We start from the raw sequence: 11,365 nt of genomic DNA, 5'->3' as shown, positions 1-11,365 counted from the left end.
GGTAATGCTCCAGGTTTGACTTCAAGCGGCGTTGCGAGCGTTTGCCGATGAAGTGAGTGTAGACCAAGGCGTGGCGTAGTCGAGCGCCGAATGACGGCGCTCGTGGTTGTACCAGCGGTGAAAGTCCGGCATGGCGGTCCGGACATCGGCCATGGACTGCCAGTCCTGGCGGAAGGCAAACTGATACTTGTAGGTCCGGTTGAGGCGTTCCAGGAGTCCGGTTCCCCCCGGCTGGGAGACCTTGCAGCGCACCCAGCTGCCGTATTTCAAACAGCTCTGTTGAAAGAGGTCACTGGTGAAATCACTGCCTCCATCGCTCTGCACCACGAGAGTCTCGTGGTGCCCCTGAGCACGCAGCACACCAACCGCTTCGTCAAGCGTCAGCTTGGCGAGGTGCATTGACAGGCTCCGGACCACCCGGCTGGCCAGGACTACCCGTGAAGGGACGTCCAGCACGAAGTAGATCCAGCAGACCCCATCGGGTAAGGAAAGACGGGTCGCGTCGATCTGCACCCGTCGACCTGCGGGCCAATCCTGTGGCGTGGAAACCTTCTCCGAAGGTTTCCGAGTTTTCCGTGGCAGCGGTGGGTGGAGATGCAACTCGCCCAAGGCCACGCGAATCTTGTGTAATCCAATCTCTTCGCCCTGGGCCTTGAATTCCTGGTACAGCAGCCGATACCCGGAGGTCGGGTGTTGCAGTGCCGCCTGGCGCACCTTCTCGTACAGCGCATCACGGTGCTCTTGCCTGGCACAGCGCGTCGACGCGCTGTGCTGATGGTCCCGGAGCCGCCAGTACGGCACGCCGGCATACTGCGCGAACCGCCGCAGGCTGAGTTGGGGTCGGCTCTGCCAGAGAACGATCAGCTCGTCCAGTGTCAGAGCCGCCGCACTTTTCGCGAGATGTCGAGCTCCAGTTCCTTTTCCGCCAGGATGCGCTTTAGACGGTCATTCTCGCGTTCCAGGGTGGTGACACCCTGGTCCTGTCGGTCGCCCGCGAGCCGGGCGCGTCCGGCTTCTAGGAACTGAGTTTTCCAGGTATGGATCAGACTTTCGTTGACCCTGTGCTGACGGGCCGCTTCCGCGACCCCGAGATCTCCCCGCAGCACGCTCAGGACGATGGCTTCTTTGACGTCCGTGCTCCAGACTTTTCTCTGCTTTCCCATAGTGATCTCCAGTCTGCTCGTCCCTCGCATCACAAGGGTCAGGTTCTGGAAGTCATCTCTGGAGCATTACCGGTGAGTCTCTTCCTCGGGCACTCGTCGGTCGACACGACCCGCCGATATGTGGCGGTCAGACGCAACGACGTCGCGGCGGAAGTCGAAAACTTTTAGAGGTCTGCCGAGAGTCCGCACTTCCAGGAGTGCGGTCCCTCAGCAGACCTCTTACGCCTGGCTCCGGATGGGAGAGGCCTCGTGTTCCCGCTCGCTCCCCGGTAGTGCTCCAAGCACCTGCTGCACCTCCACCGCGAGTGCCAGGAGGAGAGCCGAGGGGTACTCGTCGAGCACCCCGGCCGCCTACTCGAATGCCTCCGCTGCCGCCTCGTGCTCACCCATCTGCGTGAACGGATCGAGCGACGCCAGATGCTCCCCCGCCGCATGCACCCGCCCCAGATCCCGAAGCACCTGCACTGCCAGCCGGGCGTCCACCTCCAACCGCTCAGGTGTGTCGTCACTGGTCAGCATTTTCCGAGCCACGCCCACGGTTTTTTCCCTCACTTCAATCTCTTGAGGAGTGCAGCGCGCCTCCGCCACAGGGCGGCCACGTCGACCGAGCACACCGCGTCACGCATCCGGCACCCTCGGCCGCTTGAAGTCCACGGCCGTCACCTGGTCCGCGAGGAGCACCGCGCACGAAGCCCATGCCCCGATGACGGCCGTCGTGATCGCCTGATGGCTCGGACGGCGCAGCGCCTTCGGGCCACGTACCTCCACGCTGAACTCATTCCCGTACGTCACCCGCACCCGGCAGGGCGTCGTGGGTGACAACCCGTGCACCGCCGAGATCGCGGCGCCGAGCGCCACGTAGGCCCGGTCGCCGTGGCGGTCCATTCCCTCGCGCAGGATCTGCGGCAGGGTCAGCTCATAGGTGTAGTCCACATTCTGGGTGGCCGTCATGGTGCTCCTTGTCAAGAGAAGGGGGCCACGCCCTCGAGCGCAACCCCACGTCGAGGGGTCAGTCAGCAGCCGTCGCGAGCAGCGGCGCCGGCATCCAGCCACGGGCCTTGAGGGCTGGCCACTCTTCCAAGAGCATCGCCCGCAGGTACTCGTCCGCCGCGTTCGGCTCCTGCGGCAACCCCGCGCTCTGCCACATCTCCAGCAGCGCTTCGTGGTTGCAAGTACCCAGGTACCCCTCGCTGAGTTCGAAGCCCACCACCTCTGACACCACGACCTCAAGCACGCCGCCCAGTCGGTCATCCAACTCTGAGGCGAGGTACATCCCGGACATCAGGTCAAGCGCCTCGGCGGGCGCTGGCAGCAGGTCACGCAACGCCGCCACCCGCACCCGTTCTTCTTCCTTCCAGTCCCCCTCATCCACCTCGGGCAGGATCAGATCGTCATCTGCCTTGATGATCAATGCCCCATCACTGGCATCGGCGATCGTCTTAATTGCACCCTGCACCAACGCCAGCCGGGTCACGCCGTACTCACTACTCAGGGCCTCCAACACGTAGAGCGCCTGGCGCACCTGTACTTTCTCCATACTCCGGTCCACCATGCCTTTGAAGGCTTCGCTCGACATCCCCTCCAGCGCGAAAATTTCTGGAAACTCAGGATCGCTTGAGTGCCGTAGCGCGAGCCAACAAAGCCCGAGCACGGCGGCGACCGTCGAACGATCCCACCCCGAGAAAGCCACCCAATCCCAGACCGAAAGGGAGGGCCAACAGCGAAAGTGCCCAGGCGCCCGTGAGCTTCTGGAGTGCTGGATAGACTTCAAGGAGCAAGGCAGCGAAGCCGATCACGCCGCCAACCCGTGCCGGTCCAAGCCAAAGATTGGCGTACCGGTCCACCGCTTCGAGCTGACTGTCATATTCCGACAGGACATACTCCAGGGCTTTGACGTCAAACGCCTGGAGCCGCTGTGCCGTCGTGAGTTCACGGGCACTCCGTTCCATCAGAGCGCTATGGGCCTCCGGATCTGCTGCGCCGGCCTGACGGAGATACTCCATTCGGTAAAGCACTAACCTGACCATAAAGAAGACGAGGACTACCAAGCCTAGGATCCCGACCATCAGATCCGGGGCCTTGAGATTGGCCAGGGCGTAGACCGTGCCGGTGGTCAATACGAGCGCGATATCCAGAATCCGGGGCCAGTTCACACGGAGGCGCAGGAAGGGTCGGCGTTGATGGTTGAGAGTCGTGGGGAGGCGAACAAGTTCGAGGAGCGCGTGGATGGCGCGGACCTGGATGAATACGTCGTCGGGTACTCCTGCACCCTAGCGGAGCTTGCTCTCCCTTGTGAGCAGAGCTGTGGCAAGGACGGTCAGGCAGACTGACGTATGCGCCGGCAAAAGCGATACGCCACCAAAAAAGACAAGACCACCGGGAAAGTCACCCGGGCTCACCGCGTCATCGCTGCTGAGCGCCTCGGCCGCCCCCTGCTCCCGGGCGAGATCATCCACCACCGCGATGGCGACAGCACCAACAACCATCCCGACAACCTCCTCGTCTTACCCTCCCAGGCCTACCACGCCCATGTCGAGCATCACCTCCGCTGTGAGAAACGCGGCATGGCCTTCCTCTTCCCCGAGCTCCTCCAGGGCGTCAAAGAAGAGCGTAAGGGGACCCTCTTCGACGGCATTCTGCCGGTCCAGAGGTCTAAGAGAACTACGGCGGCGCGTAGAATCAGGTGGTGTTGAGAACGCTGGGGAACTTGGAGCTCATAGACAACGCTTTCGGGCGCGCCAAACCCCTCACCCTGCTCGCCTATCTCGTCCTAGAAGGCCCAACAACCCGGCGGCAACTCCGTACCCTTTTCTGGAATGACAGCACGGAGGCTGGGAACAGCCTGCGAGTCACCTTGAGTCAATTGCGCACGGTACTACCAGATCAGATCATCGTCGAGGGCGAACAGGTGCGTGTTGAGCTGCAATGTGACGCGGCACTCATGTTGCAGGCCGTACAGGAGCAGCGCTATGCCGACGCGCTCTCCTTTTATAAGGGCCCCTTCCTCCCCGGTTGGGGCCAGCACGGCGCGGAACTCGAAGAGTGGTGGGGGCAGACCCGCGATTACCTCGCCTCCCGCGCAGCCCAGGCGGCCCTAGGACTGGGTGAAGCGGCAGCCAGCACTGGTAATTGGGCACAGGGAGCGGCCTACGCGGCCCAAGCGTTGGGCATCCTCACCGAAGTTTCGTCATTGCCCCTGTTGGAACGTGCCTACCGCCTCCTACGGGCAGCCAACGATCCCGCCTATGAACTGCTGCTGGCCCCCTATGACCTCCCACTGCCCTCTTTGAGTCCTGAACAAGCTCAGGCCAGTCTCATGTCTCCCCTGGCGCGCTCACTTTCCTCCTCAGATCTGTTCGTAGGGCGTAGCTCAGAGATGGAATGGCTTCTGCGCTATATCCCTGTGTCACGCTTAGTCACTATTCATGGGTTGGGAGGCAGCGGCAAGACGAGCTTGGCCAGGGCAGTTTTTGCCCATCCCGGTCTCCGCCTGCACTTTCATGAGATGGTGTGGATCGCGGCGGACCACGGGACGTCAGATGCCCTGATAGAGCGCGTCAGTGAACACCTCGGGTTGAGTGCACCTGTAACATCAGACACGTTGGCGCAGAGGCTTGCAGGGCGGCGGGTGCTGATTGTTTTAGACGGTGCGGATGACCTGGGTCCTCAGCTTGCGTCTTTGCACCAATTCAATCAGCAATTTCCTCTCATCCACCTCCTCTTAACAGCGCGAAGTGCTCAGGGACTGAGCCGTGAGCAGACCCTATTGCTCCGCGGTTTCCAACTCCCGGAAGGCCCACTGGGGAAGACCCATCCAGCCCGGCAACTCCTGGCCCAGGGTGCCGAACAGGAAGATCTGCAAGAAGGGGAGGAAGATCAGCTAGACGCACTATGCCGTCTCGTCAGTGCGCTTCCCTTTGCTCTCCTGCAAGTTGGGCGGCTGCGCCGCACACTTTCCTCTGCACAGCTCCGGCAGGCCCTGACCCACGATCTGCGTGCCTTGGAGACCGACTCCTCCGCTTCTGGAATGACAGGCATGCAAGAGATCTGGCGCAGCACGGCTGCGCGCCTGACTGTGGTGGAACGGAACGGCGTCCAGGCCCTCAGCGCCTTACATACGCCCTTCGGGGCAGAGTTGGCAGAAGCGCTGAGTATTCCTCCAGCCCTCCTGGCCCGGCTTCATGACCTCGCTTTTCTGGAGAAATGTGGAGACGGACAGTTCCGGTGGGTGCCACTGGTCGCTGCCTATGCCCGGTATGCCCAGAGTCCGGAGCAGCGCGCCGCTGCACAGGCCTACGCCGCTCATGTGATCTTAAATGCCATGAATGACCGGGCAGAGTTGTGGGCTGACCCAGTCGTTCGGACCTGGGGAGTGGTTCATGAACAGGATATCCACGCTGCGCTGCGCTGGGGGGTAGAGCACAGCGCACCAGAACTGTCTGGTGCACTGAACAGCACCCTACTGTTCTATGAGACAGCAGCGCAGTACCAGCCAGCCCTGAATTTGTACCTAGACCTGCTTGGTCTCAGCGGCACATCTGAGACGCAGCCCGCTCTGCTAGCCGGCGCGGCTTGGTTCGCTTCCCGTCTCAACCTTCTGGACGAAGCCCAGCAATGGGCTGAGCGGGCTCTGAATCTCCTCCCCTTGGACGCTTGGTCTGTGCGGATGCCGCTCGAAAATACATTAGGAAATGTCGCCTCATTACAACAGGACGCGGCGCGGGCCGAGGTTCACTTCTCACGGGCACTGGACGGGGCTATACATATGGGTGACATTTCACGCCAGATCACTTACCTCGGCAATCTAGCTGCCACTCAACCAGACGCCGCCGCAAGCGCAGTCAACTACCTGCGCGCCCTCAGTCTGTGTACTCGCCTGGGTGATGAGGAGCGCCGCAATCCATTGATCGGAGGGTGGGCCTATATTCAACTGTTCCGTATAGAACGTGGCGATGTAGAGATGGCTTTTGAGCTCCTGAATGGTCAAATCACTCGACTCACGGAGTTGATGCTGCCCGTTCCACTCTATCTTCATCTCTATTTGGCTTGTACCGCTCTGACACTGGGCCACGCGCTTCAGGCTCAGGAATCGGCGACTTTGGCATATCAGGCCGCTCGGGAACGGAGAGAGCTGGCGTTTGAGATCAGTGCTCTGTTAATGGTCGGTCGAGCCCAGGCGTGGCAGGGGCTCTATACCTCAGGACTTCAGACTCTGCTTCACGGTCTGCGGCAGGCCTGCGCCGCTCGACACGCTGAGGGAATTACAGATGCCCTGCTGTTTTACGCCGAGGCCATCACGCGTCAGCAGGGGGGCAGAGCTCCCTTATGGCTGCGGACCTGGCACCCAACCCGGCTTACCCCATACCAGAATCGTCTTTTTCTCGACCTGCTGTCGCAGCTGTCAGCCGATGCTTTGGCACCTACCCCGCCTCTTGATGTGTGGCTGAGCCTCCAACTACTGATCCAATTGGAGGTCCAGCCACCCGTAGTTTAAGAAAGTGTCAGGGTCCGCCGATGGGTCGGGGCGGATCACCTGGGAGCGCGTCATCGTCGTCTTCTGGAAAGCGAAATGCCTGAAGGTTCACAGAAGCTCGTTCCCAGAGACCAGGGACAGGGTCAGGCACCAGTTCGCGGGTAAGGTCACAGGTATACAGAGGCCAGCCGCGGTACAACACCTGATAGCCAGGATAGTCCGGATCGGGCTGTTCCTTGGTACCACGGTACTGCTGGGTAAGTTCCCGAGTCTGGACGCCGTAACCAGCACTGGGCGTACCGAGAAATGGCGGCCAGTGTAAAACCCACTGACGAACACCGACAGGCCAAGAGCTGCCCCATGGAACAGGTGTTTTCGGGGTACTTTCACGTAGAGGGACGAAATAGAATAGGGCCTGTCCTTCTCCAGTTTCAAGATGGAGACCATCTGGGGCGACGCGGACGACCACGGGTGGACCTGCAGCAGAATTATCCATTACAACCTCCTTAAAGGATTATAGATATCTCGCTCATTTTATCCGTAATTTTTTCTATATCTGCTCTGTCGTATCCACAGACTTATACCAACCTTACGTACCGTCAGCGCGACCCGATCATGATGTTGAGCAAGTCTCTGCGGAGTACAAAGTCTTCCTCGTGCTCAAGACGGTTCACCGCACACTGGAGTCGGCCCTGTACCTCACCCAAGGGATTGCGCGCAATATGATTCAACCGTGCTGCGTCTTCTAGGCGTCCAATCAGCCACCTGATAGGGACTTCGCGCTTCTGCAATTCAGTCAGCAGATCCCGTGCCTGCTCCGTTTCGGCCATTTGCCTGTAAGCAAATGTCAAGTGGGGATGCTCTATCACAGCCCGCTCTGCTCTATTAACGAGCAATTCAAGAACCTCCAAGCTTGTCGCAGGTTTGCGTCTATGAGACGTAAATCCGCCGTGCGGTACGTCGATCATAGGTTTGAACATGGATTCTCCCATTAGATAATTGACCTCTAAGATGAATTCTTCTATCTAATCAATAGATATGGATTGGAAAAGTAGGAGCAGTTCTTAGATCGATTCATTCTCTTCATGTTGATAACAAGCTTCGGTTATTCGTCTTTTTATGATGATATTTCTTTAATTTGTCTGAAATGCCACATATAATTTCTAGAATTTAGATTTTTAAATCGTTAGATAGATTTATATCTCAGCCCTATCAATATATAATAAGCCGGTCTATCAATTTAATAAATACATGCTTCTTGTGTTGTTTAGAAGTAAAATGACTCAGCCTCATAATTATAATATTAGATATTCTATAGATACAAATGAGTTAGGGACGGCCTATACAGGCCATCCCTTTGGTGTCTTTTGTCACTCTTTAATCTCAATCTCGATTATACGTAACTCTTTGGCAAGCTCTTCAATTCATTCAAAGCAAAAAGCTAGTTTTTAAGTAGATTAGACAAGACCGGCTTAGGCACGTCCTTGCTCAGATCTTCCCAAAGGGTACCGTAAAGATAGCCGGGGGCCATACGATAAACAGCCGACTCCATCTCCATAGCTTGGTCATTACCAGTATTACCACCCAACTTTTTATACATCGCCTCGGCTTCAGTCAGATACTTATCCCAATCAGCTTCCGGAATACCAATTTTTGCGAGCTGGTCTTGATAGAGTACTAAGAAAGAGTTAAAGGAGAGTTTCTTAACATCTACACTAGACTTGTAGGCTACAATAGCCATGCATGTCTCAATCTGACTCGTAATTCCGTTCGCCTCGATTTGACGTGACCACGCCCGAATATCAAAACGTACCATGCCAAACTTCTGTACTACGATATAATAACTTTTCATTTCCTGCTGCGAGCCTGAACCTGCACCGATAATGGCTTCAAGACCAGTCGTAACCAATTTACCGATACCGTCGAGAATAGCATCGGAGCCACCAGCCAAAAAATTCTTCATGGCGCTCATCACTTCGGTTGCGATTTTACCTGCATCCGACTTGACATAGGCACGATACTCGGAATGATTAGCGAGAATTTCTGTTACAGGCACTGTTCGATTTTCTATAGTACCAGCTGTCCGTAGATCACTTTCAATTTTCTCAGTAAACTGAGCAACCTTCTGCTCAGATAGTTCTGAGAGCAAATTCAAGGCTAAAGTGAGCTGGTTCTTCTTATCGGGGGCCGGATCAAGAGCTTCAATCGCCTTCTTAAGTGGCGCCATAATAGATACTCCTTTTGGAAGATAAGATAGAATGGACGTTTTAAAACGAGTAGATTATGTAAGTTTTTCAATAAAATAGATCAAGATTGACTTACATTGATCTACGCTCTATTTATCTATACTCATTCACCCCCCTTAAACAGTACTGTCTACATTGAATACTTCTGAAATTCAGAAGTTGCCCTACAAACCGATGCAAAAGGTGTAGTCAAGCACGAGACATTACTCTGTGCTTCGAGAGCTAGGCTAGTAGATAGGCCATTAAATTGTCGTTAAATGCTATCGTGCATGGATTTAAAGGGGGGAAAATTTATAAATAGTGTAAAAAATGTAACAATAAAATTTAGAAGATGAACTGGGTATAATTTTTAATCGTTTAAGTTATCTAAGACTTTCAAAATTAAAAAATCTCACTTTTAACGTATAGATAACGCGTATAGCTTTAAATTTTAGTTACTCCTCATATACATCAGTCTTTCAATATGTATGAGGTCATTTATCTAATTAGGAGTGTTTATGCAGATTCCAGGTCTAGAGCAGGTGCTAAAATTTATTGAAGCCGCCAGACAACATCCTCTTCAGAGTACTGGAGCATCTGCTGTAGATTTTTCTGAAAATCTATATAACGTTATTGGCAGTACAGATGATCCAAAACGCATTCCTGATCATAAAAACGAGGATTGGAAACCATTGTTTATAAGCGTCACAGGCATAACTGACGCTCAGTGCTATGTGACCAACGATCCTCCTGAAAAATCTAGTACACACCCTCAATTTATTGTTGGAGGTCATATGACAACTGATAGCAATGGCTATGTTAAAGATGGGGGAACCTGCTATCTTATGCCACTATGTAAACTACATAATTCTCATGATGGAATAGCCTTTGAACATACGAAAAAACGAATGCTGAAACTTACGGGCTATATGAAAGGAGAACTATTAGCCACATTTCAAATGCGAATGCCAAATGAAAATCCATACGCAATTCTATATTTTTCTGAGTCAGAGCAGACATGGAAGGTAGAAGATTACACTGAAAAACATCTGGATAAGTGGGAGTCTGGATTAGTGGGTCAAGAGACTCCTAAAATATATATCGCGATTCAGCGTATAAAATCATCCACGTCTCTTCTACATGAAGTTGTATCCATTCGTTTACCCAAAGTTCTTAATTTATAATGCAGTAAGCTATTTTCTAGCCCTCCAATTATCTCACTGACTATTTGTTGCCTTATAAAAATTGGTGATATCAAAGTTAAATATAGTTTTGTAGTGAAATTTAAAGGTTTTCAAGCAAGACTTCTTTTTATGGAGGCCTCCTGCTCCCGTTCACTGCCTGGGAGTGCCCCGAATCGCTGCTCGACAGCGCAGGCCAGAGCCGAGAGCAGCGCCGCAGGGTAGGCATCGACAATCCGGGAGGCCGCGTCGAACTCGCCAAAGATCGCGGTCCGTAGATCCTCTGGAGCCGCTTCGCACAACCCCGCCACCTGCTCCGCTGCAGCGTGGGCCCGCGCAAGATCGCGTAGGACCTGGGTGGCCAGGCGGGGATCCGGGCGAGAGCCATCCTCTGCATTAGGGCAAGCAGAGACAGCCCGAATATCCGCGTCGCTCACGCGTCCCACCGCAGGCCCCCCCGCCACCAACGGCATATGCCCAGAGCGCTCAGCACCAAGGCCGCCACCATCAGGGGCACGTGCACCATGCCCACCTGGTCCCCGCCCGTCGCGAGCAGGCCCAGGGCCACCCCGGACCACGAGAGCACCGTCCCCCGGCTGTTTATGGGGTGTTCCACGGAGATGGGCGCAGTCTCTTCCACCCGCACGACGTCCACGACCACCGGGCTTATTACAGCGGCAGTCATGCCTGAGCCCCAGTGACGCAGGGGGCTGGGTCAGCGGTCGCGAACGCCGCCACCTGACGGGCGTATTCTTCTGCGAACGTGCGCACCTCCGACAGGTAACCATTGACCCGCACCGCGTCATAGATCCCAACGCTCTGGAGCATCCTCGTCAGGAGGCTGTGGCTGTGTTCACGGGTCGTAGCCGTGATATCGGCGCCGTTGCCATCAAGGACCGTGTTGCCCTGCGCCGAGGCGAAGGCGTGGTAATAGGCGAGAGCCTCCACCACGGCACTCACTTCCTCACCCTTGAACAAGGCCTGCACCACGTCGAGCTCCTGATCCGGCGAGAAGCGCCGCTGCATCGCAAGGTGCGCCGGGCTCAGGCCCCCCACGCCCCAGAGGTTCTCCAACAGGTTCAGGCCCGACCAGACGAGGGCGATGTCGTTGGGATCAAACTGAAATCGTTCGTGTGTCATGCAGCCCTCCGCTCTTCGTTGGCGATCTCTTTCCGAGAAGGGCACAGCTGGCCCCCGAACAGCAGCGCGGCCACCCCCAGCGCCCCGCTTGAGATCAGCGCGCCGATCAACAGCAGCCTCATGGCTTCCCCTCTTGGGTCCCGTACACCCAGAGGGCAGAGTTCCCGTCCCCGTCGAATCGTC

The 11,365-nt window shown here is 56.0% G+C and carries 14 protein-coding genes and 1 pseudogene; 4 read left to right on the top strand and 11 right to left on the bottom strand.

Going from position 1 to position 11,365, the window contains the following annotated elements:
* Positions 1 to 21: 21 nt before the first annotated feature.
* The gene (locus DGO_RS24570) at positions 22 to 801 is read right to left on the bottom strand and encodes an integrase core domain-containing protein (protein WP_226991547.1); all 780 of its coding nucleotides are present in this window, start codon (positions 799 to 801) and stop codon (positions 22 to 24) included.
* Between the two features lie 74 nt (positions 802 to 875).
* The gene (locus tag DGO_RS20665) at positions 876 to 1,163 is read right to left on the bottom strand and encodes a transposase (RefSeq protein WP_014686704.1); all 288 of its coding nucleotides are present in this window, start codon (positions 1,161 to 1,163) and stop codon (positions 876 to 878) included.
* Between the two features lie 72 nt (positions 1,164 to 1,235).
* Between DGO_RS20665 and DGO_RS25000 the strand changes: the two are divergent.
* Positions 1,236 to 1,331: pseudogene (locus DGO_RS25000) on the top strand (tyrosine-type recombinase/integrase); the annotation flags it as partial.
* A 183-nt stretch (positions 1,332 to 1,514) separates the two neighbouring features.
* Here the strand turns inward: DGO_RS25000 and DGO_RS20660 are convergent.
* The 4 genes from DGO_RS20660 to DGO_RS20645 form a co-directional block, all read right to left on the bottom strand.
* Complete coding sequence (locus DGO_RS20660; RefSeq protein ID WP_043805266.1) at positions 1,515 to 1,715, bottom strand: hypothetical protein; 201 nt, start codon at positions 1,713 to 1,715, stop codon at positions 1,515 to 1,517.
* A gap of 66 nt (positions 1,716 to 1,781) precedes the next feature.
* Positions 1,782 to 2,114, bottom strand: a complete 333-nt coding sequence (locus tag DGO_RS20655) for a hypothetical protein (protein ID WP_014695861.1) — start codon at positions 2,112 to 2,114, stop codon at positions 1,782 to 1,784.
* Between the two features lie 58 nt (positions 2,115 to 2,172).
* A complete protein-coding gene (locus DGO_RS20650) occupies positions 2,173 to 2,739 on the bottom strand; it encodes a hypothetical protein (protein WP_043805264.1) in 567 nt (188 codons plus the stop codon).
* A gap of 28 nt (positions 2,740 to 2,767) precedes the next feature.
* Positions 2,768 to 3,316 (bottom strand): hypothetical protein, encoded by a 549-nt coding sequence (locus DGO_RS20645; RefSeq protein ID WP_043805262.1) that lies wholly within the window; start codon positions 3,314 to 3,316, stop codon positions 2,768 to 2,770.
* A gap of 180 nt (positions 3,317 to 3,496) precedes the next feature.
* On the opposite strand from DGO_RS20645, the gene DGO_RS21505 reads away from it, so the two are divergent.
* Together DGO_RS21505 and DGO_RS22875 are read left to right on the top strand one after the other, a co-directional pair.
* Positions 3,497 to 3,856: an HNH endonuclease gene (locus tag DGO_RS21505; protein ID WP_014695857.1), complete on the top strand. Its 360-nt coding sequence runs from the start codon at positions 3,497 to 3,499 to the stop codon at positions 3,854 to 3,856.
* Positions 3,850 to 6,657 carry an NB-ARC domain-containing protein gene (locus DGO_RS22875; RefSeq protein ID WP_145975605.1) on the top strand — a complete coding sequence of 936 codons (2,808 nt, stop codon included), beginning with the start codon at positions 3,850 to 3,852 and terminating at the stop codon, positions 6,655 to 6,657. Before DGO_RS21505 ends, DGO_RS22875 begins: the two co-directional genes overlap by 7 nt.
* A gap of 578 nt (positions 6,658 to 7,235) precedes the next feature.
* Here DGO_RS22875 and DGO_RS22865 read toward each other — a convergent pair.
* Complete coding sequence (locus DGO_RS22865) at positions 7,236 to 7,616, bottom strand: hypothetical protein (RefSeq protein ID WP_145975604.1); 381 nt, start codon at positions 7,614 to 7,616, stop codon at positions 7,236 to 7,238.
* A 461-nt stretch (positions 7,617 to 8,077) separates the two neighbouring features.
* Complete coding sequence (locus tag DGO_RS22860; protein WP_014695853.1) at positions 8,078 to 8,863, bottom strand: hypothetical protein; 786 nt, start codon at positions 8,861 to 8,863, stop codon at positions 8,078 to 8,080.
* Positions 8,864 to 9,379: 516 nt separating this feature from the next.
* Between DGO_RS22860 and DGO_RS22855 the strand changes: the two genes are divergently transcribed.
* A complete protein-coding gene (locus tag DGO_RS22855) occupies positions 9,380 to 10,045 on the top strand; it encodes a hypothetical protein (protein ID WP_014695852.1) in 666 nt (221 codons plus the stop codon).
* A 430-nt stretch (positions 10,046 to 10,475) separates the two neighbouring features.
* Here DGO_RS22855 and DGO_RS20630 read toward each other — a convergent pair whose 3' ends face one another.
* Genes DGO_RS20630 through DGO_RS24730 form a run of 3 tightly spaced genes read right to left on the bottom strand, consistent with a single transcriptional unit; the run spans position 10,476 to position 11,304 of the window.
* Positions 10,476 to 10,727, bottom strand: coding sequence for a hypothetical protein (locus tag DGO_RS20630; protein WP_145975603.1), 252 nt, complete (start codon positions 10,725 to 10,727; stop codon positions 10,476 to 10,478).
* Positions 10,724 to 11,182 (bottom strand): hypothetical protein, encoded by a 459-nt coding sequence (locus DGO_RS20625; protein WP_014695849.1) that lies wholly within the window; start codon positions 11,180 to 11,182, stop codon positions 10,724 to 10,726. Before DGO_RS20625 ends, DGO_RS20630 begins: the two co-directional genes overlap by 4 nt.
* The gene (locus tag DGO_RS24730; protein ID WP_014695848.1) at positions 11,179 to 11,304 is read right to left on the bottom strand and encodes a hypothetical protein; all 126 of its coding nucleotides are present in this window, start codon (positions 11,302 to 11,304) and stop codon (positions 11,179 to 11,181) included. The genes DGO_RS20625 and DGO_RS24730 overlap by 4 nt, the downstream gene beginning before the upstream one ends.
* Between the last annotated feature and the right edge of the window lie 61 nt (positions 11,305 to 11,365).

The sequence above is a fragment of the Deinococcus gobiensis I-0 genome, from assembly GCF_000252445.1.
In the GTDB taxonomy this organism is placed as follows: Bacteria; Deinococcota; Deinococci; order Deinococcales; family Deinococcaceae; genus Deinococcus; species Deinococcus gobiensis.
Note: the sequence above shows the minus strand (reverse complement) of the source record. Positions and strands in the feature narration are given on the sequence as shown.

What these genes read in the sequence shown, in the direction of transcription:
- DGO_RS20630 (WP_145975603.1), bottom strand. Translation starts at nt 10,727, where the DNA reads ATGACTGCCGCTGTAATAAGCCCGGTGGTCGTGGACGTCGTGCGGGTG.
- DGO_RS22865 (WP_145975604.1), bottom strand. Translation starts at nt 7,616, where the DNA reads ATGTTCAAACCTATGATCGACGTACCGCACGGCGGATTTACGTCTCAT.
- DGO_RS24730 (WP_014695848.1), bottom strand. Translation starts at nt 11,304, where the DNA reads ATGAGGCTGCTGTTGATCGGCGCGCTGATCTCAAGCGGGGCGCTGGGG.
- DGO_RS20665 (WP_014686704.1), bottom strand. Translation starts at nt 1,163, where the DNA reads ATGGGAAAGCAGAGAAAAGTCTGGAGCACGGACGTCAAAGAAGCCATC.
- DGO_RS21505 (WP_014695857.1), top strand. Translation starts at nt 3,497, where the DNA reads ATGCGCCGGCAAAAGCGATACGCCACCAAAAAAGACAAGACCACCGGG.
- DGO_RS22855 (WP_014695852.1), top strand. Translation starts at nt 9,380, where the DNA reads ATGCAGATTCCAGGTCTAGAGCAGGTGCTAAAATTTATTGAAGCCGCC.
- DGO_RS22860 (WP_014695853.1), bottom strand. Translation starts at nt 8,863, where the DNA reads ATGGCGCCACTTAAGAAGGCGATTGAAGCTCTTGATCCGGCCCCCGAT.
- DGO_RS20655 (WP_014695861.1), bottom strand. Translation starts at nt 2,114, where the DNA reads ATGACGGCCACCCAGAATGTGGACTACACCTATGAGCTGACCCTGCCG.
- DGO_RS20650 (WP_043805264.1), bottom strand. Translation starts at nt 2,739, where the DNA reads ATGTCGAGCGAAGCCTTCAAAGGCATGGTGGACCGGAGTATGGAGAAA.
- DGO_RS20625 (WP_014695849.1), bottom strand. Translation starts at nt 11,182, where the DNA reads ATGACACACGAACGATTTCAGTTTGATCCCAACGACATCGCCCTCGTC.